The sequence below is a fragment of the Actinomycetospora endophytica genome (assembly GCF_021026375.1).
Lineage (GTDB): Bacteria > Actinomycetota > Actinomycetes > Mycobacteriales > Pseudonocardiaceae > Actinomycetospora > Actinomycetospora endophytica.
Genome location: NZ_JAJNDB010000001.1, coordinates 178518 through 202236, shown reverse-complemented (window position 1 = coordinate 202236; position 23719 = coordinate 178518). Strand labels below are relative to the sequence as shown.

The window sequence follows — 23719 nt, the reverse complement described above, 5'->3', positions numbered from 1 at the left end:
GTGGCCGAGACGCCTTCACAGCCGTCCGGCGAGTCGGAGGAGCTGTTCCCGGAACCAGGCGTGGGCGGGATCGTGCTCGTGGCGCGGCGCCCAGGCCATGACCTCGGTGACGCCCTTCAGCGGCATCGGGGGCTCGAGGAGCCGGACGCCGAGGTCCTCCGGCATCGCCTCGGCGAGACGTCGGTGCAGGACGGTGAGCAGTCGGGTTCCGCGCAGGATGTGGGGGGCCAGCACGAAGGCCTCGGTGGAGATTTCGAGGTTGCGGGTGATCCCGGCTGCGTCGAGCTGCTGCTCGATCAGGGACGGCAGGGGCCCGACGTTGTACGCCAGGTACGGCTGTTCGCTGAACTGCTCCACGGTGATCGTCCCGCCGATGTCCGGGTTGTCCCGATGCACCGCGCACAGGAACCGATCGCTGAACAGCGGTCGGGTGGGGAACTCGTGGCCGTCACCGAGGACGTCGTCCGGGACGATGATCAGGTCGGTCAGATTGCGGCGCAGCTGTTCGCGGAAGTCGGCGGTGACCGGCCGGACGCGCACCCGGATGTGGGGCGCCTCCTCGTCGAGCTGGGTCAGCAGGTGCCGCAGGAACACCAGCGTGACGTAGTCGCTGGTCATCACCGAAAAGCTCCGGCGATCGGTGGTCGGGTCGAATCCCGAGCGGGCGGTCGACAGCGTCTCGTCGATCCTCGAGAGGATCTCGTGGATCGGCTCGGCCAGCGATTCCGCCAACGGCGTGGGCACGAGTCCGCGGCCCTGCCGGACGAGCAGCGGGTCGTCGAAGACGCGCCGCAGGCGCCCGAGCGTCGCGCTCATCGCGGGCTGGCCGATCGACAGCCGATCGGCGGCTCGGCTCACGCTGCGCTCGGACATCAGCGCGTCGAACGCCACCAGCAGATTGAGATCGACCCCGGTCAACCGCATGACCCGCTCCTCGGCGCCATCGATGACATCGATGTCGATCATCAATAGTCATCGTTTCCGTCGAATGAGCGATGACCCTAGCCTCGGGATCGGACGAGAGAGAGGGGCACGCGAGATGACCAGGAGCGTCAGGCGGGTCTTCGACGAGCACGTGGCCGCGGTCCGCGATCGCGATCTCGACGCGATCGTGGCCGGGTACGCCGCGGATGCCGTGCTCGCCGACTCGGACCGGATCGGTCGCGGGCACGACTACATCCGTGCAGTCCACGCCGCGACGTTGGACGCCGCGGCGGGTCTGGACCCCGCGATGGAGGTGTTCGAGCTGGGTGAGGTCGTGTTCGTCTCATGGCGAGCCACCCGCGACGACGGACCCGATCTGGTCGGGACGAACACGTTCGTCGTGGTCGACGGGGTGATCACGGTGAACACCGCGTTCATGTCGCCCTCGTCCCTCGCCCCGATCCGCCTCGACCACGGCCTCGCCGCCACCGAGGTCTGATCCGCGCCGAGACGAGGTAGCCGCCGTGGCCGCACCGACGAACGCTCCGGAGCCGCACGTCATCACCGCTCCCGGCGGTGCCGGCGACTCCCCGCACTGGTCGACGACACTCGAGGGCAGCGCCTACGGCGTCGAGGTCTCCTACATCCACCTGAGCACGACCCGCGTGGACGTCGGACCGCCCCTGCACCAGCACCCGTATCCCGAGATCATCCTGATCCGGCAGGGCCGGGCGATGTTCACCCTCGGCTCGGAGCGGTTCGTCGCCGTCGCCGGCCAGACCCTGGTGATCCCGCCCGACACCCCGCACACGTTCCGCACCCTCGGCGGCGGACGGTACGAGAGCCTTGCCCTGCACCAGAGCCCGGAGTTCGTCAGCGAGATCCTCGAGGCCGATGGCGGGACCGCCTGAGCTCCGGTCGCCGACGTCGATGCCCTCGGTCAGACGTACTGCTGGTACTTGCCGGGGAACATCTCGTCGAGCTTCTTCATCCACAGCGCCTCGGCGTCGTGGGTCGGCTCGGGCAGCACCATGCCGGCCTCGATGATCCAGCTGGAGGGGGTGTCGCTCACGACCACGACGACCTGGTCCGCCGGTAGGCCGACGACGTCCTGGATGACCTCGTAGAGCTTGGTCATCAGCTCGTGGCGGGTCTGCTCGGATCGGCCTCCGCGGCACCCGGCGCTCAGGATGAGCGACGGCTCGACGCGGCCTGCGGTGTACATCAGGCCCAGCGGCAGCGGCTGGAACACGATCCGGACGAAGGGGTCGGGTGCGCCGGTGACCTCGTGGTGGGTATCGGTGAACCGGGTGGCGAGCGCGTCCCGCTGCTCCTCGGTGAGCTCCACTCCGCTGGTCACGACCTGGTAGACGGGCATCGGATGTCCTTCCGTCGAGAGCGGTCCCCAGGGGCGGGGTCCGCGTCGGGACGACGATGTCCCGGGGGCCTCCAACGGCGCGCCAGGTCGGCTCCAAGACGGCGCCGACGGTCCTCAGGCGTGCTCCGGTCGTTCCCACCGGCCGTCGGCGACCGCGGGCGTCCGGAAGTCCGCGACCGTGAGCCGGGCGACGCCGCGCCCGATGCGTTCCGCCGAGTGCGACGGGACCGCGGCACGGGTGCGCTCGAGGAGGACATCGGTGCCGACGGCGGTGGGCCAGGGCAGGCCGGCGCGGTCGTTCTGTGCCATCGCGGCCCCGTAGACGCGCAGTGCCTCGGGGTAGCGCCCCAGCTGGGCCAGGGTGTTGGCCCGCAGTTCCAGCTGCAGCGGGGCCTGGCGACGGCCGGTGCGGTCGACGACGGCCAGGCAGGCGTCCGACCACTGCAGGGCCGTGTGCGCGTCCTCGATGGCCAGCGCGGCCATGTGCGCGATCGCGCTCGCCAGCCAGGCGCCGAACCAGTTGTCGACGGACGACGCCTCGCGATAGACCTCCGCGAGGGCGGCGAGGACCTCACCCGGAGCGCTGCGGCCCAGCTCGGCCATGCGGGTGCGGACGCGGTGGACCAGCGTGAGCGTGGGGTCCGAGGTGCGCCGCACGATGTCGGCGGCGGCACCGAGGGCAACGGCGGCCCGCTCCGGCTCGCCCGCGAAACCGAGGGACGTCGACAGCACGACGAGGGCGTCACCGCTCAGCAGCTCCTGGTCGGGGTCGAGACGAACCCTCGCGACGTCCCGGAGCGCGCCGTCGCACAGCGGTGCGGCGAGGTCGAGACGTCCCGCGAACGCCTGCGCCGTCGCCGAGCCGATCGACACCCGCAACGCCGTGACCGGCGCGACGTCGTCCGGGTCGGTGGCGCACAGCGTGTGGGCGATCTCGACCCACCGCGTGCCCTCGAGCGTCGCGTCGTGCTGGAACCAGAACAGCGCCCCCAGGCCGGCGATGATCTCCGGGCCGCGTGGTGACGGGTCCTCGATCAGGGTGTGCTGCAGCGCGCTGCGCAGCGCTGCGGCGTCGTCGGCGAGTGCCCGCGAGCGGGCGAGCTCCTCGGGCGTCCCCAGGCGAGGCCGGCCCTCGGTGGCCAGGCGTTCGATCCAGGCGTCCCGTCGATCCTGGGCCGCGGCCTTCTCCCCGGCGTCGTCCAGTGCCCGGGCGGCATGGGCTCGCACGATGGTCAGCTGCGAGAACCTCGACGGGCGGCCCGGGCCCGCCGGGCCGCGGGCGACGACCATCGAACGGTGGGTCAGGTCGGCCAGCAGGTCGGCGGCGACGACGGGCGCGATCCCGGCGGCCGCGGCCGCGGCCGCGACGGTGAACGGTCCCGGCAGCACCGCGAGACGACGGTGCAGGAGCCGCGCGTCGTCGTCGAGCAACCGGTGGCTGCGCTCCACCGCGGCGTACACGCCGGGTCGGGCTCCGTGCCGGTGGCGCCCGAGGGCGGAGAGGGTGCCCGGGTCCTGTTCGGTCTGCTCGGCGATCTCGGCGAGGGTGAAGGTCGCGGCGCGGGCCGCCGCGAGCTCGAGGGCGAGGGGCACGCCCTCAACCGCCCGGCAGACCCGGCGGGCCTCGTCGAGATCGTCCGGGTCCGTCGGCCCGGTCACGGCCTCCCAGCGGTCCAGGAACAGATCGAGCGCGGAGCCGCCGGCGTCGTCCTCGTCGGGGACCACCAGGGGCGGCAGCTCCATAGCGGTCTCGTCCTCGAGGTCGAGCCGCTCGCGGCTGGTGACCACCAGCCCGAGGCCCGGGGCGTCGCGGACCAGCGGTTCGACGAGGGAAGCCACCGCGGTCAGGACGTGCTCGCAGTCGTCGAGCAGCAGCAGGCCGCGCCGATCACGCAGGAACGCGTGCAGTGCGTCCGACGGCGAACCGGTGGCCGGCGCCGCCAGCGACAGCGCCGTGGTGATCGCGTCGAGGACCTGGTCGCCGTCGCGGGCCCCGACGAGGTCGACGAACCACACGCCGTCTGCGAAGGCGTCGGCGACCCGGTGGGCAGCCTCGACCGCCAGCCGCGTCTTCCCCACTCCGGCCGGGCCGTGGACCGTCACCAGCGACGATCGGCCGACGAGCGACGTCAACCGCTCGAGCTCGCGGTCCCGCCCGACCAGCCGGCTCGACCACCGCGGCAGGTCGAGCTCCGGTGCGCTCCGATTCGTGGGTCCGGCGGCCGTCACCGATCGCAGCGACGGGTCGTCCGCGAGCATGCGGCGGTGCAGGTCGCGGAGCTCGTCGGTGGGCTCGGTGCCGAGCTCGGCGACGAGCAGCGACCGGGCCCGGTGGTAGGTGGCGAGGGCGTCGTCGACGCGTCCGGCGCGGAATGCCGCGAGCATGCGCCGCGCCCACAGGTGCTCGCGCAGCGGATGCTCGCCGAGCGCCGGCTCGAGCTCGAGCAGAGCCCGCTGAGGGTCTCCCAGGTCGAGCAGCGCGTCGACGTGTCGCTCCGCGAGCTGAGCGCGCAGCTCCTCCAGTCGCGCCACGGTGGGCGCCGCCCACGGTTGGTCGGCCACCGGCGCGAGCGGGCGGCCTCGCCACAGGGCGCGCGCCGACTCACACCGCTGCAGCGCCCGGTCGGGCTGCCCTCGCCCGAGCAGGCTCCCGGCCTCCTCGACGAGAGCGGCGAACCGCGACGAGTCCACCTGCTCCACCGCGACACTCAGTCGGTAGCCGCCGGGGTCGGTGACGAGGAGCGACCACGGTTCCCCGGGTTCTCGGCCCGGCTCGAGCACCTGGCGCAGGCGCCACAGATGCGACTCGAGCGTCGACACCGCGCGCGGTCGGCCATCGTCCCAGATTGCATCGCTCAGGGTGTCGACGGACACCGGGCGGTTCGCGTGGATCAGCAGGACGGCCAGGGCGGCGGCCGGGCGGCGACCACCCGGAGTGCGGAGGTGTCCGTCGACCTCGACCATCAGTGCGCCGAGGTCCAGGAAGCGCACCGACCCGCTGTCTGCGCTCCCCATCAGCCCATCGTGCCGCAGCGGCATCGGAAAGGCCGACGCTGAGTGGAATGCGCCCGATGCTCGAGTGGGCTCTGCGATCGGGCTACAGGCCGATCAGATGCCACATGATCAAGCCGTGGACTTCTTGCGCCTCCTCGGGGGAGTTGCAGCTGACCTCGAACATGTTGCGCCCCACCTTGATCCCGACCACCGTCGACTCGGTGATCGCCGTGCCGGATGCGGTGATGTAGGAGCAACTGGTGATCTGCCGTAATGGCACCGAGGTCAGTGCCACGCGGTCCTCGTCGTACGCCGCGTCCACCAGCAGAACGCGGCGGTTGGTGATTCCGACGAGGGGAGTGGCGCCCCGTCGGTCGCCGAAGATTCCGTAGATCTGCTCGCCGTCCAGGAGGTCCCGCCGCATGGCCTGGACTCCCGGGCCCTTGCCCTGCACGTGCCCGGCCCGGTTCCGGGGCCTGATGGGTCCGGTCACCTGACCTGAGGTGTCGGTGCGGCGCTGGAGAGACACGGCGCCTCCTCCGGGCTTCTGTGGATCACGACGCATCGTGACGAGTGCATGACTCAGTGTGCCCTCGAATCCGCGTCGTATCCATCTCGTCGGCACTTCCGGGGGAAGAAGGGTCCCTGGGGCCCATCTCCATTGCACCGAATGACCGACGCACAGGAGAGCCAAAAGGGTCTGGCCGCGTGACGACGACCACCTCGAAGACGGCATCGACGCGGCGCAACTCTGCGCTGCCCGCGGAGTAGGACGAAGCCCTGGCGTGGGCGGAACCGCCCTGCGTCCTTGAAGCGTCCGAGGCCGGTGGAGGTCGGGCTCTCCCGGGATCGGATCTTCTTCGTCGGGCTGCTGGGCAAGCACAGCTAGCTGATGCCCACCGCGGTGGGACGCCTGATCCGCAGCGAAACGGTGGAGCCCGCGGATGGACGGTTCAGATCCGAAGAAGAGCCACTTCACTCCGAGTGCTCGTTGGAATGCTGGACGTGGCAGTGTACGGGAACTGTCGGAGTGGAATAGAATGACCCGGCGCGGCGGAGATTCATTACCGCCCCTCCGAGGTTGCTTCGCCGCACCAGGAGCGGATCATGGCCACTGGAAAGAACACGGAAACCGTCAAGGACATCTACGCGGCCTTCGGGCAGGGTGATGTCGATGCAATCCTCGCCCGGTGTACCGACGATGTCGACTGGGCCGCTGACTCCGCCCTGGAAATCGGGCCGTGGCACGGCGTCAAGCACGGTAAGAACGAACTTCCGAGCTTCTTCGAGGGTATCGTCAAGACCGGCCCGGTGAACGAATTCACGCCACTGAGTTTCGCCGAGAACGACGACGGGGACGTGATGGTCTTCCTTCGCTACGGATTCACGGTGTCCGCCACCGGCAAGGACGTGGCGACGAATCTCCACCACTACTTCCGGTTCCGTGACGGTAAGGTCGCCTATTACCGTGGATCGGAAGACACCGCGCTCGTCGCCGAAGCGTTCACCCCCTGAGTGTCGCTGGGGCGCGGGCGCGGACGCCCGTCCCCGCGTGAGGCGCGTCGCCCCGTTCGAGGCACGTCCGAGGCCCGGATGAACCACCCGCCCGTCGCGGGAGTCTTCGTAACATCGCCGCGGCCCGCCGCGATCACCCGAGTGCCCGGAGGAATGCCTCACGGGTATGCCCGGTCGAGGGGACGCCCTGATGCATCTGCCCGGACGATTCGTGACACGCGCGGCGGTCGCCCTGCTGGCCGTCCTCGGTCTGGCCGCCGCCCCAGCTGTCGCCGTCGCGAACACCGGCACGCTGCGGTACGTGAACATGGGCGACAGCTACAGCGCTGGCGCCGGGATCGTGCCGCCGGCACCGGGCGCCCCGCCAGCGTGCGCGCAGTCGTCGCTGAACTGGGGTCACGATCTGGCCGCTGCCCGCGGCTATCAGCTCACCGACGTCTCCTGCAGCGGCGCCGAGACCAAGGACTACACGACCTCGCAGTACCCAGGCGTGGCGCCACAGCTCAACGCGCTCTCCAGCACGACCCGGCTGGTCACGATGACCATCGGCGGCAACGACAACGGCGTCTTCGTCGGGACGATCCAGAAGTGTGGGACGGCCGCGGCACGCACCGCCGGTCAGGGCAGTCCCTGCAAGGACATGTACGGCAACTCGTTCGTCGACACCATCAACAACAGCACCTACCCGAACCTGGTGGCGACCCTGACCAAGGTGAGGGCGAAGGCGCCTCACGCGAGGGTCGCGATCTCCGGGTACCTGCAGATCCTGCCGCCCACGACGGGCTGCTACCCGATCATGCCGATCGCCTCCGGCGACGTTCCCTACCTCGACAACATCCAGGCGACACTGAACAGCGCCGTCAAACGCGCCGCGGCCCGCACCGGCGTCACCTTCATCGACGTCTCGACCATTTCTGCCGGCCACGACGCCTGCAAGCCGGTCGGTACCCGGTGGGTCGAGCCGATCCTGGGCTCCACCAACTTCGTCCCGGTCCACCCCAACGCGCTCGGCGAGAAGGCCATGGCCGGTCAGGCAGGGACGGTCCTCGGGCTCGACTGACTCGCCCGGGCCGGCCTGGGCATGGTGGCCGGTGAGCTCAGAACTGCACGTGCAGGTTCACGCCGAGCAGCACGAGGGGCCACAGGAAGAGCGCCAGCAAGAACGAGACCAGGCTCGAGAAGTTGGTGATTCCGTAGCCGTTCGAGAGGGCGACCACCAACCCGATGATCAGCCAGACGAGGCCTCCGAAGGACACACCGCGGCGGCGCATGGGCACTCCTCGAAGGGCGCAGGATCGGCCCCCGACCGGGAGCGCGCACTCTAGCACCGCGACCGTCACCAGCGGACTCCACAGCGGACTCGTCGCCAGCTCAAGAGACTGCACCAGTTACACCGTTTGCGCCGAGGTTTAAGTCTTGGCGGCGCATCTCGAGGCCGGAAGTACGTGATTCAGGTCACAGTGGTACATCGCCGGACAACCACGCGGTACCTGTCGTCCTCTGGGGTGTACATCCGGCGTCTCGACGACCCGGAAGCGGGTCCTGGCCGAGGGAGATCAGCCCTCCGGCTCGCGAGCCGCCTGGCTTTGCCGAGAGGAGGTGGGAGTCGTCGAGGGCCTCTCCTCGAAGCAGGTTTCGCTTCGTCTCCTCCGCCGCCTCGTCTGCCTTGGTGGGCTGTTGGGCGGGTTCTTCCTCGCCGGGCTCCTGCTCGCCGGTCCCGCCCAGGCCGACTCCGGCACGGGGGATTCGTCCGGCGGCGGTTCCGCGTCCGGCACGACGACTGCGGCGGTCCACGCCGTCTCCAGCAAGGCGGTCTCGCTCGCGGCGACGTCGGGCAAGGCAGCGACGTCGGGCAAGGCAGCGACGTCGGGCAAGGCAGCGACGTCGGGCAAGGCAGCGACGTCGGGCAAGGCAGCGACGTCGGGCAAGGCAGCGACGTCGGGCAAAGCAGCGACGTCGGGCAAAGCAGCGACGTCGGGCAAGGCAGCGACGTCGGGCAAAGCGGCGTCGAGTAAGACAACGTCGGGTGGAACGACGAGCGTGGCACGCCGTGAGGCCACCACGTCCACGGACCTCGTCCGCACGGCGTCGTCGGTCGCAGGATCCCGCGCCCGGGTCGTCAACCACGACACCGTCGCGCCACACCCGTCACCGACGATCCACCCGGCGCTCAGCCGAGCAACGTCGGCCGTCGTGAGCCCAGCGACCTCAGCCACCCGAGGCTCGGTCGCGCAGCGCGTACCGACGCTCGCGACCCATCTGACGACGGCCACGACGACGAGCGCGCCCGTGCTGGACCCTGCCCTCCCGGCCGCCGCGACGGTGACGTCCGCGGTGGCCCACGCGGCGGCCCCGGTCGCGTCCCTGCCGCTCGCCCCGGTCGTACCTGTGCCACGCACGCTCGTCCGTCTCCCGGGAGCGATCGCCGAGACCAGCGGCACGCTCGTCCGTCTCCCGGGAGCGGTCGCCGAGACCAGCGGCACGCTCGTCCGTCTCCCGGGAGCGGTCGCCGAGACCAGCGGCACGCTCGTCCGTCTCCCGGGAGCGATCGCCCGGACCGGCAGCACCCTCACTGACACCGTGTCCGTGCTGACCCGCACCACGACGGTGCTGACACACGACGTGGCCACGCTCGGCGGGAGCGCCATCGGTCTGTCGCCCGCCGTGGTGCTCGCCCGGCTCGGCGCGCTGACGGCGACCGTCGGAGGCGTCGGGCCGACCACGCCACCCGCCCTGGCCCTGACCGGCACCCAGACGACGAGCGCAGATCGGTCTGCGGCGTCGAGTCCGGCGCCATCCGTGCTCCCCGGTGGAAGCGCGCGCGATCCAGCTCCCGCGGGAAACGCGGTGACGAGTGCGGGCTGGCCGAGTGCCCCGTGGCTGACCCTCGAGGCACCGGCGGGTCCGGTGTCGCCGCACCCGGTTCCCGGCGTGCCTGCCCCCGGGGATCCCGTCGCACCCGCGGGCCCGGCCGCGGCCGCCGGCAACACGGCGGGCCCCGGCGCGAGTGCCCCGACCGGCATGCTGACGGACCCGCTGGCCCTGCCGGCGATCCTGACGGCGCTCGTGCTGATCGCCTGTGGGCGACGGCGGACGTGGTGGTTCCCCGAGGTCGCCGTCGGTCCTGACTGAGCTCTCGCCGTCCGCCGCCCGCCGTCGTGCCGGTGGCGGTCGTGCGATCGACATCTCGGTCAGTTCTTCGAGACAGGCCTCATCGGCCCTGCCCACGACGTGACGTCTGCTGACGCGCGCGTCCGGTCATCGTGATCGGCGCGCGGCACAGCGAGGCGAGGTCGGTCCGGGCCAGGACCACTGGTGCGTTCCCGTCTCGCAGGACCGGTCGTCCGGCCCGGAGGTAGTGCACCACCCGGGATCGGCCGACCCATGGCGATCACGCGTGGGGCCATGCCGCCGGGCAACGCCGGCGATGGGCCGCACGAGGGGGCGGCCCATCGCGTCGCGCGCTGCGGATTCCGCGGTGGATGCCCCGCGCGTGGTCGTCGCCGGCTCATGAGCGGCGGCCGCCTTCGACGCCGTCGCCGCTCGACCACCAGACGTCTCGCGATGAAAGGCCGTGCGATGCGACACGACATCCTCGTGCGCTGTCCCGTCACCTTCGAACTGGTGCGGGCCCACCATCCTCCGGCGCCCGCTCAGGTCGAGCTCCGTTTCGCCGGGAACGACCCCTATGCGGTGGTGCTCGCGTTCCAGACCCTCCGGTCCCGCGAGGTCGTGTGGCGGTTCTCCCGCGGGCTCCTCGCCCAGGGCCTGATCGAGTCCGCCGGTGAGGGCGACGTCCGCCTTCGTCCCCTCGACACACCTGCGCCCGGCGGCGTCGTCGAGATCGAACTGCGATCGCCCGGCGGGCGCGCCGTGTTCCACGCACCTCACGCCGCACTGCGCGGATACCTGGCCCGGACCCAGGAGCACATCGCCTTCGGGACCGAACACGAGTGGCTGGACATCGACCACACCGTCGCGATGTTGCGCCTCGCCCCGACGAGGGCGGAGAACCGGGATCCGTCCAACTGCTCGGCCCGGGACGAGAGGTTCAACGGAGGGGGCCGGTGACGGACTCGACAGCGGCCACCAGGGCTCCCGAGATCACCTGGCTGCGGGCCGACTCGATCTCGGGTGCGAGGTGGCGGTCGGCGCCCGGGCCCGGCACCTCGCTGCGCAGGCCGGCCACCGCGGCGGCGGTGGCCGGAGCCGGGGTCAGCGGGGCGCGCAGGTCGAGCGCGCGGGCCGCGGTCAGCGCCTCCACCGCCAGCACCCGTCCCAGCCCGTCGAGAGAGCGGCGCAGCTTACGGGCGGCCGACCAGCCCATCGAGACGTGGTCCTCCTGCATGGCGCTGGACGGGATCGAATCGACCGAGGCCGGGGTGGCGAGGCGCTTGAGCTCGGAGACGATGGCGGCCTGCGTGTACTGGGCGATCATGTGCCCCGAGTCCACGCCCGGGTCGGCGGCCAGGAACGCGGGCAGGCCGTGGTTACGGGCGACGTCGAGCAACCGGTCGGTGCGTCGCTCGGCGATCGACGCCGCGTCGGCCACCGCGATCGCCAGGAAATCGAGCACGTAGGCCAGCGGGGCGCCGTGGAAGTTGCCGTTGGACACCACGCGACCGTCGACGGTGACCACCGGGTTGTCGATCGCCGAGGCCAGCTCGGTCAGGGCGACCCGCTCGGCGTGGGCCAGGGTGTCCCGGGCCGCGCCGTGGACCTGCGGGGCGCAGCGCAACGAGTAGGCGTCCTGCACGCGGGTGCACTCCGGGCCGCGGTGGCTGGCCATGATGGGGGAGCCGGCCAGCAGCGCGACCAGGTTCGCCGCGGAGTCGGCCTGCCCGGGATGGGGGCGCAGCGCCTGCAGATCGGCCGCGAACGCCGCGTCGGTGCCGAGCAGGGCCTCGACGCTCATCGCGGCGGCCAGGTCCGCGGCCCGCAGCAGCCCGCGCAGGTCGTGGCAGGCCAGCACCAACATGCCGAGCATGCCGTCGGTGCCGTTGATCAGCGCGAGGCCTTCCTTCTCGGCGAGCACGACCGGCTCGATCCGGTGAGCCGCGAGCGCTTCGGCGGCGGGCAGCCGGTGCCCGGTGCGGTCACGGACCTCGCCCTCGCCCATGACGGCCAGTGCGCAGTGCGCCAGCGGTGCCAGATCGCCGGAGCAGCCGAGCGAGCCGTACTCGCCGACCACCGGGGTCAGACCGGCGTTGAGCAGCTGGACGTAGGCCCGGGCCGTCTCCACCCGGACCCCCGTGCGCCCGGTGGCCAGCGTGGACAGCCGCAACAGCATCAGCGCCCGGACGACCTCGGACTCCACCTCCGGCCCGGAGCCCGCGGCGTGCGAACGGACCACGCCGGCCTGCAGCTGCGAGCGCAGCGCCGCCGGGATGAACCGGGTGGCCAGGGCTCCGAAGCCGGTCGAAACCCCGTAATGGGGCTGCGTCTCCTCAGCCAGCGACTCGATCACGTCGCGGCTCTTGTCGATCGCGGCGACCGCTTCGCGGCCCAGCCGCACGACGGCGCCGTCCCGCGCGACGGCGACGACCTGCTCGGGGCTGACAGGCCCCACTCCGATGACCACGTCAGGCATGCCTCCAGCACACTCCACGGAGCCACCCGCAACCACGTCCCGGGCCGCCAATCCGCAGACCGGCGACCTGACGAGCACCGACAAGAACTCACGAGGGCCGGAACCATCCCGGTGGCGCCGAGCCGGACAACGCCCGGGTGAGCCGGGCGGCGCTGGAACGCACCAGGGCGGCGAGGTCGTCGGGCCGGCCCGCGGCCACGTCGGCACGTCGCGTCACGCTGAACGCGGCGACCGCGAGGCCGGTGTGGTCGAAGGCGCACGCCCCGACCGACTCCATCCCCTCGGTGATCATTCCGAGCTCCCATGACCAGCCGCGCTCGCGCTCGCCGTCCAACAGGTCCTCCAGCTCGCCCGGGGTGGCCGGTCCGGAGCTCGTGCGCAGGACCAGCGACTCCGCGGCCGGGAACAGGGCGCGCCGCTGCGCCGAGCTGACGTGGGCCAGGATCGACCGGCCGTTGGCGGTGAGCGAGGCCGGGAGCCGCACTCCCACCTCGGTGACCAGTGACGGCGGGCGCGTCCGCCCCGCCGGCCGCTCCTTGACCAGGTACAGCGAGTCGGCTCCGTGCAGGATTCCGAGGTGCGCGATCGTCCCGCTGAGACGGGCCAGCCGGCGTGCGACGGGACGGCCCAGGTTCTCCAGCGAACCCTGCCGCAGATAGGCGCTGCCGATCTCGAAGGACGCGACCCCCAGCCCGTAGGCGTGCTGGTCGGGGTAGTGCAGGACGAAACCCCGCTCGGTGAGGACCGTGAGCAGGTGGTACGCCGTCGAACGGGGCAGCTCGAGGTCGCGGATCAGCGCGGCACCCGGGACCGGTCCGGGTCGGCTCGCGAGGTGGAGCAGCACGTCGAGCGCGCGACCGACCGCCGGTGAGGCGCTACTGGGCATGACGACTCCAAAGTCTCGGAACCGAGACGCTAACTCCGCCGTGCCCCTGGTGTCCGCCACCGGCCCGGAGTGCACTGGTGCTCGCCCGAAGCCCAGGAGGAGCCGATGTCCGAGTCGCCGCCGCGTCCTGTCGTCAGGGCCCATCGCGGCCCCGAGCTGCGCTGCCGTGGCTGGCAGCAGGAAGCCGCGCTACGCATGCTCGAGAACAATCTCGACCCCGAGGTCGCCGAGCACCCCGAAGATCTGGTGGTCTACGGCGGCTCCGGACGCGCGGCCCGGAGCTGGGCGGCGTTCGACGCCATCGTCGACTGCCTGCTCCAGCTCGCCGACGACGAGACGCTGCTCGTCCAGTCGGGAAAGCCGGTCGGGGTGCTGCAGACCCACGAGTGGGCTCCCCGGGTGCTCATCGCCAACGCGAACCTGGTCGGCGACTGGGCGGACTGGACCCAGTTCCGTCGGCTCGAGGCCGCGGGCCTGACGATGTACGGCCAGATGACGGCGGGCTCGTGGATCTACATCGGCAGCCAGGGCATCCTGCAGGGCACCTTCGAGACCTTCGCGGCGGTCGCCCGCAAGCGCTTCGGCGGCTCGCTGGCCGGCACCATCACCCTGACGGCGGGTCTCGGCGGCATGGGCGGAGCCCAGCCGCTCGCCGTGACGATGAACGGGGGAGTCGCGCTCTGCGTCGATTGTGACCCGACCCGTATCGACCGCCGGATCGCGCACCGCTACCTCGACGTGCGCGCCGACGACCTCGACCACGCCCTGCGCCTCGCCCTCGAGGCCCGCGACGCCCGTCGCCCGCTGTCGATCGGCGTGGTCGGCAACGCCGCGGCGGTGCTCCCCGAGCTGCTCCGCCGGGAGGCCCCCGTCGACGTCGTCACCGACCAGACGCCCGCGCACGACCCACTGGCCTACCTGCCCCTCGGCGTCGAGGTGGGCGAGATGGCCGCCGCGGCGGCCGCCGACCCGACCGGTTACACCGAGCGGTCACGAACGTCGATGGCCGCCCACGTCGGGGCGATGATCGGCTTCCTCGACCGTGGGGCCGAGGTGTTCGACTACGGCAACTCCATCCGCGACGAGGCCCGCCACGGCGGCGAGAAACGGGCGTTCGACATCCCGGGTTTCGTGCCCGCCTACATCCGCCCGCAGTTCGAGGAGGGCCGCGGTCCGTTCCGCTGGGCCGCGCTCTCCGGCGACCCGGCCGACATCGCCGCCACCGACCGGGCGGTGCTCGAGCTGTTCCCGCGCGACGAGGCGCTGCGGCGCTGGATCACCCTCGCCGGCGACCGGGTCGCCTTCGAGGGCCTGCCCGCGCGCATCTGCTGGCTCGGCTACGGCGAGCGTCACCGGGCCGGGTTGCGGTTCAACGACATGGTGGCCTCGGGAGAACTGCGCGCCCCCGTGGTGATCGGGCGCGACCATCTCGACGCGGGATCGGTGGCCTCGCCGTATCGGGAGACCGAGGCGATGCTCGACGGCTCCGACGCGATCGCCGACTGGCCGTTGCTCAACGCGCTCACCAACGCCTCGTCGGGAGCGTCGTGGGTGTCGATCCACCACGGCGGCGGGGTCGGGATCGGCCGTTCCCAGCACGCGGGTCAGGTCTGCGTCGCCGACGGCACCGATCTCGCCGCGCGCAAGCTCGAGTGCGTCCTGCGCAACGACCCGGCGACCGGGGTCCTGCGCCATGTGGACGCCGGCTATCCCCACGCCCGCGACGTCGCGCGGCAGCGCGGCCTCCGAATCCCCATGGAGGGTCGGTGACCACCTTCGACGGCCTCTGGGCGGACATCGCCGAGGTCGGTCGTGACCGGCGCACCGGGGGCTACCGCCGCTTCGTGCTCGGCGACGCCGACCAGACGCTGCGCGAGTGGTTCACCGGGTGCGCCACGACCCGCGGGATGGACGTCGATCGCGATCACAACGGCAACCTGTGGGCCTGGTGGATGCCCGAGGGCGCCTCCGGCGACCCGACGAACGCCTTCGTCACGGGGTCGCACCTGGACTCGGTGCCCGACGGCGGCGCCTTCGACGGCCCGCTGGGGATCGTGGCGGCGTTCGCGGCGATCGACGCGTTGCGCGGGGAGGGGCACCGGCCCCGGGTGCCCGTCGGCGTCGTCGCCTTCAGCGACGAGGAGGGCGCCCGCTTCGGGGTCGCCTGCGTCGGATCTCAGCTCTCGACGGGGGCGCTGGCCCCGGCGCGGGCGCTGGACCTGCGCGACGCCGAGGGCCGGACGCTCGCCGAGGTCGCCGCCGGCGCCGGGATCGACCCGGACCGGATGGGCCGCGACGACCGGATCGCGGACCGCGTCGGGGTGTTCGTCGAACTCCACATCGAGCAGGGCCGCGCGCTCGACCGGCTGGGTCGGCCGGTCGCGGTGGCCTCCTCGATCTGGCCGCACGGCCGGTGGCAGTTGACGTTCCGGGGCGAGGCCAACCACGCCGGCGCGACCCTGCTCACCGACCGGCACGATCCGATGCTGCCCTACGCGGCGACCGTCACCGCCGCACGGGACCGCGCCTGGGCGCACGGCGCAGTGGCGACCTTCGGCAAGGTGTACGTGGCCCCGAACGGCGCCAACGCCATCGCCTCCGCGGTCACCGCGACGCTCGACGCCCGCGCCCCGAGCCCGACCGTGCTCGAGGCGATGACCACCGAGCTGTTCGACGCCGCGACCCGCCACGCCGACGACGAGGGCACGGAGCTCACGGTCACCACCGAGTCGCTCTCGCCGCGGGTCGACTTCCCGGACGGCCCGCGCGACCGCATTCTCGCCGCGCTCGGCGACCTCCCCGTGCTGCCCACCGCCGCCGGCCACGACGCCGGCGTGCTGGCCACCGAGGTCCCCACCGCGATGCTGTTCGTGCGCAACCCGACCGGCGTCTCGCACTCCCCGCAGGAATGGGCCGAGCACACGGACTGTCTGTCCGGCGTGGCCTCCCTGACCGACGTGATGCGCGAGTGGACCGCACCGTGAACGGCCGGTGGTGGTGCGAGCACGCGTGGACCGGTCCCGGGGCGACCCGGCACGGCGTGCTCGTCGACGTCGAGCACGGCCGGATCACCGGGGTGGTCCCCGACGTCGACCACCCGCCCGACGGCGTCGACGTGCTGCGCGGGCTGGTCCTGCCCGGGCTGGCCAACGGGCACTCCCACGCCTTCCACCGGATGCTGCGCTCCCGGACCCAACGCGATCATGGCTCGTTCTGGACCTGGCGCGAGCTCATGTACCGCGCCGCCCACCAGCTCGACCCGACGACCTACCACGAACTCGCCACGGCCGTGTTCACCGAGATGGCACTGGCCGGGATCACCGCGGTCGGCGAGTTCCACTACGTCCACCACGACCGCGACGGCACCGCGTACGACGACCCCAACGCGATGGGCGTCGCCCTGATCGAGGCGGCCCGGACGGTCGGAATCCGGCTGACCCTGCTCGACACCTGCTACCTGAGTTCCGACGTCGACCGCGCCCCGCTGGGGCCGGCCCAGCGGCGCTTCGGCGACGGCTCCGGCGACGCCTGGGGCGCGCGCGTCGAGAACCTGCACCAGCGGTTCAGCGGCGCCGACGACGTGGTGGTCGGCGCGGCTCTCCATTCGGTGCGCGCCGTGCCGCTCGAGCACATCCCGGCGGTGACCGGGTGGGCGCAGGCGCACTCGGCTCCACTGCACGTCCACGTCGCCGAGCAGACCGCGGAGGTGGAACGCTGCCGTGCGGTGCACGGCTGCAGTCCCGTGGCGCTGCTGCGTGACGCGGGCGTCCTGGGCCCCCGCACCACCGCCGTGCACGCGACCCACCTGGGCCCCGCCGACATCGCCGACCTGCGCGAATCGGGGACCGGGGTCTGCTTCTGCCCGACGACGGAACGCGACCTCGGCGACGGCATCGGCCCGGCATCCGCTCTGCTCGCGGCGCCCTCCGGTCCGCTGAGCCTGGGCTCGGACAGCCACGCCGTCGTCGATCTCCTCGAGGAGGCCCGCGCGGTCGAGCTCGACGAGCGACTGTGCCGCCGGCAACGCGGCGTCATCGACGCCGACACTCTCCTGCGGTGCGCGACCGAGTACGGGCACCGGGCGCTCGGCCGCCCCGACGCCGGGACGATCACCCCCGGCGCGCGTGCGGACCTGATCGCGATCGATCTCACGACGGTCCGTACCGCCGGCGGCGGTGCGACCGCCGAGACCGCGGTCTTCGCCGCGACGGCCGCCGACGTGCGCGACGTCGTCATCGACGGCCGCGTGGTGGTCCGCGACGGACGACACCTCACCCGCCCGGAGCCGGGCCGCGACCTGGCCCGTGTGACCGCGGCACTGCTCGACGACCCCGGGGCCCGGGAGTGCGTGTCGTGACCGTCCTCTACACCGACATCGGCGAGCTCGTCACCTGCGATCCCGCGCGCGGCGACGGCAACCCGCTCGGCGTCATGTCCGACGCGGCGGTGGTCGTCGACGAAGGCCTCGTCGTCTGGACCGGACCCGCCCGTCACGCACCGGCCGCCGACCACCGCGTGGCATGTCACGGACAGGCCGTGATCCCCGGATTCGTCGACAGCCACGCCCACCTCGTCTTCGTCGGCCACCGCGCCGAGGAGTTCGCCGCCCGGGCGGACGGCCGTGCCTACGCGGCCGGGGGCATCCGCAGCACCGTCGAGGCGACGCGCGCCGCGACCGACGCGGAGCTCGCGGCGACGGTCGAGGGCCTCGCCGGCGAGATGCTCGCCGCCGGGATCACCACCTTCGAGTGCAAGAGCGGCTACGGCCTCACCGTGCCCGACGAACGCCGCGCGCTCGAGATCGCGTCCCGGGCGACCCCGGAGACCACCTACCTCGGTGCCCACGTCGTGCCCACCGAGTACCAGGGGCGCCGCGACGCCTACATCGACCTCGTCCGCGGCCCCATGCTCGACGCATGTGCCCCACACGCCCGATGGATCGACGTGTTCTGCGAGCAGGGCGCCTTCGACGTCGACGAGTCCCGGGCCGTCCTCGAGGCGGGACGCGCGCAGGGGCTGCGTCCCCGGCTGCACGCGGGCCAGCTCGGCGTCGGCGGCGGTGTCGGGCTGGCGGTCGAGATCGGCGCGGCGTCGGTGGACCACGCGACCTTCCTGACCGACGACGACGTCGACGCCCTCGCCTCCGGGTCGACGGTGGCCACCCTGCTGCCCGGCGTCGAGTTCAGTACCCGTACCCCCTGGGCCGACGGCCGCCGGCTGCTCGACGCCGGGGCGACCGTGGCGCTGGCCACCGACTGCAATCCGGGGTCCTCGTACACCTCGAGCATGGCCTTCTGCCTGGCCCTCGCCGTCCGTCATCAGGGGCTGACCCCCGCCGAGGCACTGCACGCCGCGACGGTCGGCGGCGCCACCGCTCTGGATCGTCACGACGTCGGGGTGATCGCTCCGGGGCACCGGGCTGATCTCGTGCGGCTGGACGCCCCGACCTACGTCCACCTCGTCTACCGGCCCGGTGTCCCGCTCGTGCGCGAGGTGGTGCGTCGAGGGGTCCGGTACGAGGTCCAGCGCCGGCCGACCCGGCTTCCGGAGCCCGTCCCGACGGGGGGAGGAGCGCCGTCATGAGCGGCCGGGACTTCCTGATCATCGACGGCGACTCGCTGCGCTGCCAGGACGTGGTCCGTGCCTCCCATCGGATGACGTCGGTGTCGTTGGCTCCGGATGCCGAACGGGCCGTCGTCCGCGCCAATCAGGTGGCGGACGAGCTGAGCCGGATCCGGCCGGTCTACGGCCGCACGACCGGGGTCGGCGCCAACCGCGACGCGGTGGTGATCAACAGCGCCGCCGGTGACCACGACCTGCGCCTGCTGCGCAGCCACGCTCCCGGGATCGGTGACCAGCTGGACGAGGTCTCGGTGCGGGCGGCGATGGTGGTGCGTCTCAACCAGCTCGCGGCTGCCGGCAGCGGTATCCATCCCGCGTTCCTGCACGCGCTCGAGCAGGCTCTGCGGACCGACGCGGTGCCCACCGTGCACGACCTCGGCACCATCGGAACCGGCGACCTCACGGCGTTGGCCGAGATCGCGCTCACGCTGACCGGTCACCTGCCCTGGGCCTCCGGGCACGTCGAGCCGATCGGCCTCGAGCCCGGCGACGCCCTCGCCTTCATGTCCTCCAACGCGGTCACCCTCGCGCGGGCCGTGCTCGTCGGGGAGGAGCTCCGCCGGTTGCTCGACGCCGCGCACCTGGTCACCGCCCTCTCGTACTGCGCGATGGGCGGCTCGGCGGAGGCGTTCGCCGAACAGGTCCACGCACGTCGTCCCCACCCCGGCGCGGTGCGCTCGGCCCGGACGATGCGCGAACTGCTCTGGCACGAAGGCGACCTGAGCCCCGGCCGGCGCATCCAGGACCCGTTCGGGCTCCGGGCGTTCTGCCAGGTGCACGGCCCCGCACTGGACAGCTCCGAGGCGCTGACACGGGTGCTCGAGATCGAGGTCAACGCCGCGGCCGAGAACCCGCTCGTCGACGTCGCCGGAGGCGCGGTCTTCCATCACGGCCAGTTCTCGACCGCCTACCCGGCTCTGGCCCTCGACCAACTGCGCGCCGCGGTGCACCACGTCGCCGAACTCTCGGCCGCCCGCCTGGCCGACCTCGTGGAGCCGGACTTCACCGGCCTCACGCCGTTCCTGACGAGCGGGCCGCCGGGCAGTTCCGGAGTGATGATCCTCGAGTACATCGCCCACGACGCGTTGGGCATGCTGCGACATTCGGCGAGCCCGGTGACCCTCGGAACCTCGGTGATCTCGCGGGGAGTCGAGGACCACGCGAGCTTCACACCGCAGGCCGTGCGCAGTGCCCGGTCGACGGCGGCCAACTACCGCACCGTGCTTTCCTGTGAGCTCGTCGCCGCGACCCGGGCACTTCGCCTCGCCGAGACCGCACCCCGGGGCCGGCTGCTCGGCGAGGCCTTCCACGGCCTCCTGGGCAAGCTCCCGGACCTGCGAGCCGATCACCAGCTGGGGCAGGAGATCGAGATCGCGGGAGGCCTGCTCGACGATCTGATCGAGCTGATGCCGTCGGCGGAATGACGGACCCTATTTCTGTCGACAATTCATGATGCACGCCGCGCCCTCGCGGTCCGTCTAGTCTCGCTGACGTCCCTCGCATCCATCGGCGACCGGAGCAGACCATGGCCCTGAGCAGGCAGACGATGACCGACGAGCAGCGCAAGTCGGTCGCCCTGGAGTACCTCAAGGCGTTCGACAACGGCGGAACCACCTCCTCGGGCGGCAGCATTCTCGACCTGTTCGCGCCCGACGCCCAGGTCATGTTCCCCAAGTGGGGCATCGCCGAGGGCCACGAGGCCATCGGGCGCATGTTCGCCGATGTCGGCGGCACCCTGAAATCGATCAAACACCACTACGCCGAATTCACCTGGATCTTCTCCGGCGGTGATCTGGTGGTGGCCGAGGGCACCAGCCACGGCGAGCACACCGACGGGCCGTGGCGTGCGGGCGTCCCGGACTGGGCCGCCGGCCGCTGGTGCGACGTGTTCGAGATCCGCGACTGGCTCATCCAGCGATGCTTCATCTACCTCGACCCGGACTACGCCGGGAAGGACACCGCCCGCTACCCCTGGCTCCGGGCCAACTGACTCCCGAGCCGGAGGGGCGACGCTCCGCCCGGTCTCGTTCGGCGGGGGCGGGCGCTGCTCGTGTTCGGGATCATCGAGAGGGATCACCTCGTCACGTCGGCGCAGCTCAGCGTCTTGCGACGCGCCGAGCTCGAGCCGGCAGCTTCCCTGCCTCTGACCCGCCTTTTGCACGCGCTCAACCGGAAAATTGCTCTCTATTGAGCGGAATCGTCGCCGGTATCATCCCCGCGACGGGGTACCGATCGTATTACACTACGATCACGACCGTGGTGGAAATGGGACGTCGGCGAGTTCTCGGCGGATCGGCGGCGGCCGCTGCGGTGGCGGCGGTCGCGCTTTTGCCGGAGCGACTGCAACGGGTGGCCGTGACTCCCACGGGCCACTCGGTCGCCGATGTCGAGCACGTGGTGCTCATGATGATGGAGAACCGCTCCTTCGATCATTACTTCGGCGCCATGCCCGGCGTCCGCGGCTTCGGTGACCCGCGCCCGCAGCGTCTGCCCGGCTCGTCCCGCACGGTCTTCCAGCAACCGTTGCCGGCGCATCCCGACGGATACGTCATGCCGTTCCATCTCGACAGTTCCCGAACGAGCGCTCAGGCGATCCGTTCGCTCAACCACAGTTGGGAGGCCGAGCACGGCTACTGGGCGAACGGGCGTATGGACGGGTTCCTGACCTACGAGGCCCGCCGGTCCGTCTTGAGCACGCTCGGGCATCCCGGTCCCGTTCCCGAGCGCCGGGAATACGCCATGGGCTACTTCACCCGCGACGACGTCCCGTTCCACCACGGCTTGGCCGAGAACTTCACGATCTGCGACAACTACTTCTGCTCCGTGATGGGCTCGACGTGGCCCAACCGGCTGATGTGGATGACTGGCACGATGGATCCGGAGGGCCGGGCCGGCGGTCCCGTGTACGACACCGGTGACGCCTCCGCCGAGGCCGGGCGACTGAACTGGACGACCTACCCGGAGCGCCTGGAGCGTGCCGGGGTCAGCTGGCGGGCGTACGACGAGGAACGGGGCACCGGACTCAACCCGCTGGAGGAATTCCGGCAGTTCCGCACCGCCACGACGGGCTCGCCCCTGGCGCGGAAGGGACTCGGCGGCGGTGGTCCCGGCGAGTTCGAACGTGACGTCGCGGCGGGGCGGCTCCCGACGGTGTCGTGGGTGTTCCCGCGGGCGTCCGAGAGTGAGCACCCCATGTACCGCCCGGCGGACGGGGCGGCGGCGATCGCCCGCAAGCTCGGGGCGCTCGCCGCGCATCCCGAGGTCTGGGCCAAGACGGTGTTCATCCTCAACTACGACGAGAACGACGGTCTCTTCGACCACGTCTCGCCGCCCGTCCCGCCGGTCGGGACGCCCGACGAGTACGCCGACGGGGAACACGTCGGTCCCGGGTTCCGCGTCCCCTGCCTCGTGATCTCGCCCTGGAGCACCGGCGGCTGGGTCTCGAGCGAGCTGCTGGATCACACCTCGATCCTGCGGTTCCTGGAACACGTCACCGGGGTGCAGGAACCCAACATCAGTGCCTGGCGCCGGTCCACCTTCGGGGATCTGCGCAGCACCCTCGCCCTCGACGCCCCGCCACGCACCAGCCCGAACCCGCTCACACGCCTGCCCGACGCCGCCGGCATCGCGCGCCGGGTGGACGACGACCTGCTCTCACGCCGCCTGGCCGATCCGCAGGTGCCGGAGCCCCAGCGGATGCCCCTGGTGCCCGCCGCTCCCCGGCCTCGTTTCGTGTGACGCTGCGGTCGGTCGGCCCGCGTACGGCCTCACCCCGAACGGGGAGCGCCGTCCGGGCGGGTCGGACCGCGGACGGACTCACACCGGACTTCCTCGCGCGGTGGTTCACTGCGGCGTCGGGGGCGGAGAGTGAGGGGTGATGGCGGGTCGGGCACGCCGGTGGTTCCCCCGTCGCGGCCGGGTTGGCGTGGTGGCGGCAGCGGCGGGGCTGCTGCTCTGCACCGCCTGCGGCGGATCCGGCGGATCCGCGCCGGCCGTGGCCGGGGCGTCGTCGCCGTCGGTCACCTCGGCGGGGGCGCCCGCCGGTACACAGCCTCCGCAGTATCCGTGGCACACCGGCATCGCGGCGACCTCGTTCTGGGTCGGGCAGGTGATCTCCGGGGCGTCGGACGGCAGCCAGGCCATCTCGACCTACGACCCGCAGTGGGAGAGCCATTACGGCGGCTGTGACGGCGTGGTGACCGGTGGTGGCTGCCAGGCCGAACCGCGTACGGCGACCAACGGGTTCTTCCCCACGGCGATGACCCCGCGGCAGAACCCGTTCTATCTGGACCTGCCGTTCGACGACGTCCACAACGCCACCGCGCGCGCCGAGCGTGCCGCCGTGATCCCGTGGGCCCACGACCCTCGCTACGCCGCCCAGCTCGCGCAGGGCAGCCTGATGAAGAACCACTGGGTCGAGCTCAGCAACGCCGGCCACAGCTGCTACGGCCAGATCGAGGATGCCGGGCCGAGGCTCTACGACGATGCGCGGTACGTGTTCGGCAGCCACGACGAGCGGCCGGCCAACACCCAGATCAACAACGCCGGGCTCGATGTCTCCCCGGCGCTGAACGGCTGCCTCGCCTTCACCCACGGCTACGACAGCGACCAGGACCACGTGTCCTGGCGGTTCGTCGACCAGACCACGGTCCCGTCCGGTCCCTGGACCCGGATCGTCACCACCAACCCGGCCACCCGGTCCACGACGACCGGCTGAGCTCCCGCCTGCTCGCACCCCAGGCGGCGGGTGACCCTCGAGGACGACGTCCTGGCGAACCGCAACGCCACTGCGCACATGCACCGGTTCGAC

21 protein-coding genes are annotated in these 23719 nt (G+C 72.0%); 14 read left to right on the top strand and 7 right to left on the bottom strand.

Annotation, left to right across the window (positions count from 1 at the left end; all coding sequences use genetic code 11):
- Positions 1 to 15 precede the first annotated feature (15 nt).
- Positions 16 to 966, bottom strand: coding sequence for a LysR family transcriptional regulator (locus LQ327_RS00960; RefSeq protein WP_230729651.1), 951 nt, complete (start codon positions 964 to 966; stop codon positions 16 to 18).
- Positions 967 to 1039: 73 nt separating this feature from the next.
- Here LQ327_RS00960 and LQ327_RS00955 point away from each other — a divergent pair, with 73 nt between their 5' ends.
- Positions 1040 to 1423 carry a Cif family virulence factor gene (locus LQ327_RS00955; RefSeq protein WP_230729650.1) on the top strand — a complete coding sequence of 128 codons (384 nt, stop codon included), beginning with the start codon at positions 1040 to 1042 and terminating at the stop codon, positions 1421 to 1423.
- 25 nt (positions 1424 to 1448) lie between these two features.
- On the top strand, positions 1449 to 1835 hold the full coding sequence (locus tag LQ327_RS34465) for a cupin domain-containing protein (protein ID WP_230729649.1): 387 nt from the start codon (positions 1449 to 1451) through the stop codon (positions 1833 to 1835).
- Positions 1836 to 1864: 29 nt separating this feature from the next.
- On the opposite strand, the gene LQ327_RS00945 is transcribed toward LQ327_RS34465, so the two are convergent.
- From LQ327_RS00945 to LQ327_RS00935, 3 genes are all read right to left on the bottom strand, one after another.
- Entirely contained in the window at positions 1865 to 2302 is a 438-nt protein-coding gene (locus LQ327_RS00945) for a tautomerase family protein (protein ID WP_230729648.1), read from the bottom strand.
- Between the two features lie 114 nt (positions 2303 to 2416).
- Positions 2417 to 5317, bottom strand: coding sequence for an AfsR/SARP family transcriptional regulator (locus LQ327_RS00940; RefSeq protein WP_230729647.1), 2901 nt, complete (start codon positions 5315 to 5317; stop codon positions 2417 to 2419).
- Positions 5318 to 5399: 82 nt separating this feature from the next.
- Positions 5400 to 5720 carry a PH domain-containing protein gene (locus LQ327_RS00935; RefSeq protein ID WP_230729646.1) on the bottom strand — a complete coding sequence of 107 codons (321 nt, stop codon included), beginning with the start codon at positions 5718 to 5720 and terminating at the stop codon, positions 5400 to 5402.
- Positions 5721 to 6403: 683 nt separating this feature from the next.
- Between LQ327_RS00935 and LQ327_RS00930 the strand changes: the two genes are divergently transcribed.
- Both LQ327_RS00930 and LQ327_RS00925 read left to right on the top strand, forming a co-directional pair.
- Positions 6404 to 6811, top strand: a complete 408-nt coding sequence (locus LQ327_RS00930) for a nuclear transport factor 2 family protein (protein ID WP_230729645.1) — start codon at positions 6404 to 6406, stop codon at positions 6809 to 6811.
- Positions 6812 to 7022: 211 nt separating this feature from the next.
- On the top strand, positions 7023 to 7871 hold the full coding sequence (locus tag LQ327_RS00925; protein ID WP_230729644.1) for an SGNH/GDSL hydrolase family protein: 849 nt from the start codon (positions 7023 to 7025) through the stop codon (positions 7869 to 7871).
- A gap of 37 nt (positions 7872 to 7908) precedes the next feature.
- On the opposite strand, the gene LQ327_RS00920 is transcribed toward LQ327_RS00925, so the two are convergent.
- Positions 7909 to 8082, bottom strand: coding sequence for a hypothetical protein (locus tag LQ327_RS00920; protein ID WP_230729643.1), 174 nt, complete (start codon positions 8080 to 8082; stop codon positions 7909 to 7911).
- Between the two features lie 328 nt (positions 8083 to 8410).
- Between LQ327_RS00920 and LQ327_RS00915 the strand changes: the two genes are divergently transcribed.
- Positions 8411 to 9943, top strand: a complete 1533-nt coding sequence (locus LQ327_RS00915) for a hypothetical protein (RefSeq protein ID WP_230729642.1) — start codon at positions 8411 to 8413, stop codon at positions 9941 to 9943.
- A 465-nt stretch (positions 9944 to 10408) separates the two neighbouring features.
- Positions 10409 to 10882 carry an SsgA family sporulation/cell division regulator gene (locus tag LQ327_RS00910; protein ID WP_230729641.1) on the top strand — a complete coding sequence of 158 codons (474 nt, stop codon included), beginning with the start codon at positions 10409 to 10411 and terminating at the stop codon, positions 10880 to 10882.
- Here LQ327_RS00910 and hutH read toward each other — a convergent pair.
- Together hutH and LQ327_RS00900 are read right to left on the bottom strand one after the other, a co-directional pair.
- On the bottom strand, positions 10863 to 12401 hold the full coding sequence (gene hutH / locus LQ327_RS00905; protein ID WP_230729640.1) for a histidine ammonia-lyase: 1539 nt from the start codon (positions 12399 to 12401) through the stop codon (positions 10863 to 10865). The genes LQ327_RS00910 and hutH overlap by 20 nt on opposite strands.
- Before the next feature lie 88 nt (positions 12402 to 12489).
- Entirely contained in the window at positions 12490 to 13287 is a 798-nt protein-coding gene (locus tag LQ327_RS00900; RefSeq protein ID WP_230729639.1) for an IclR family transcriptional regulator, read from the bottom strand.
- A gap of 105 nt (positions 13288 to 13392) precedes the next feature.
- On the opposite strand from LQ327_RS00900, the gene hutU reads away from it, so the two are divergent.
- The 8 genes from hutU (at position 13393) to LQ327_RS00860 (ending at position 23626) form a co-directional block, all read left to right on the top strand.
- A complete protein-coding gene (hutU, locus tag LQ327_RS00895; protein WP_230729638.1) occupies positions 13393 to 15057 on the top strand; it encodes a urocanate hydratase in 1665 nt (554 codons plus the stop codon).
- The gene (locus tag LQ327_RS00890) at positions 15054 to 16271 is read left to right on the top strand and encodes an allantoate amidohydrolase (RefSeq protein WP_230729637.1); all 1218 of its coding nucleotides are present in this window, start codon (positions 15054 to 15056) and stop codon (positions 16269 to 16271) included. The genes hutU and LQ327_RS00890 overlap by 4 nt, the downstream gene beginning before the upstream one ends.
- A complete protein-coding gene (locus LQ327_RS00885) occupies positions 16256 to 17644 on the top strand; it encodes a formimidoylglutamate deiminase (protein WP_230729636.1) in 1389 nt (462 codons plus the stop codon). The genes LQ327_RS00890 and LQ327_RS00885 overlap by 16 nt, the downstream gene beginning before the upstream one ends.
- Entirely contained in the window at positions 17641 to 18870 is a 1230-nt protein-coding gene (gene hutI / locus LQ327_RS00880; protein ID WP_372460588.1) for an imidazolonepropionase, read from the top strand. Before LQ327_RS00885 ends, hutI begins: the two co-directional genes overlap by 4 nt.
- Positions 18867 to 20333 carry an aromatic amino acid ammonia-lyase gene (locus LQ327_RS00875; RefSeq protein ID WP_230729634.1) on the top strand — a complete coding sequence of 489 codons (1467 nt, stop codon included), beginning with the start codon at positions 18867 to 18869 and terminating at the stop codon, positions 20331 to 20333. The genes hutI and LQ327_RS00875 overlap by 4 nt, the downstream gene beginning before the upstream one ends.
- A gap of 101 nt (positions 20334 to 20434) precedes the next feature.
- The gene (locus LQ327_RS00870; protein ID WP_230729633.1) at positions 20435 to 20899 is read left to right on the top strand and encodes a nuclear transport factor 2 family protein; all 465 of its coding nucleotides are present in this window, start codon (positions 20435 to 20437) and stop codon (positions 20897 to 20899) included.
- A 197-nt stretch (positions 20900 to 21096) separates the two neighbouring features.
- A complete protein-coding gene (locus LQ327_RS00865; RefSeq protein WP_230729632.1) occupies positions 21097 to 22647 on the top strand; it encodes a phospholipase C in 1551 nt (516 codons plus the stop codon).
- A 190-nt stretch (positions 22648 to 22837) separates the two neighbouring features.
- Entirely contained in the window at positions 22838 to 23626 is a 789-nt protein-coding gene (locus LQ327_RS00860; protein WP_230729631.1) for a hypothetical protein, read from the top strand.
- The last annotated feature ends 93 nt before the right edge of the window (positions 23627 to 23719 follow it).

Coding starts and splice junctions, on each gene's coding strand:
- LQ327_RS00940 (WP_230729647.1), bottom strand. CDS start 5,317: ATGGGGAGCGCAGACAGCGGGTCGGTGCGCTTCCTGGACCTCGGCGCA.
- LQ327_RS00930 (WP_230729645.1), top strand. CDS start 6,404: ATGGCCACTGGAAAGAACACGGAAACCGTCAAGGACATCTACGCGGCC.
- LQ327_RS00945 (WP_230729648.1), bottom strand. CDS start 2,302: ATGCCCGTCTACCAGGTCGTGACCAGCGGAGTGGAGCTCACCGAGGAG.
- hutH (WP_230729640.1), bottom strand. CDS start 12,401: ATGCCTGACGTGGTCATCGGAGTGGGGCCTGTCAGCCCCGAGCAGGTC.
- LQ327_RS00960 (WP_230729651.1), bottom strand. CDS start 966: ATGATCGACATCGATGTCATCGATGGCGCCGAGGAGCGGGTCATGCGG.
- LQ327_RS00920 (WP_230729643.1), bottom strand. CDS start 8,082: ATGCGCCGCCGCGGTGTGTCCTTCGGAGGCCTCGTCTGGCTGATCATC.
- LQ327_RS00900 (WP_230729639.1), bottom strand. CDS start 13,287: ATGCCCAGTAGCGCCTCACCGGCGGTCGGTCGCGCGCTCGACGTGCTG.
- LQ327_RS00955 (WP_230729650.1), top strand. CDS start 1,040: ATGACCAGGAGCGTCAGGCGGGTCTTCGACGAGCACGTGGCCGCGGTC.
- LQ327_RS00875 (WP_230729634.1), top strand. CDS start 18,867: ATGAGCGGCCGGGACTTCCTGATCATCGACGGCGACTCGCTGCGCTGC.
- LQ327_RS00870 (WP_230729633.1), top strand. CDS start 20,435: ATGGCCCTGAGCAGGCAGACGATGACCGACGAGCAGCGCAAGTCGGTC.
- hutU (WP_230729638.1), top strand. CDS start 13,393: ATGTCCGAGTCGCCGCCGCGTCCTGTCGTCAGGGCCCATCGCGGCCCC.
- LQ327_RS00935 (WP_230729646.1), bottom strand. CDS start 5,720: ATGCGGCGGGACCTCCTGGACGGCGAGCAGATCTACGGAATCTTCGGC.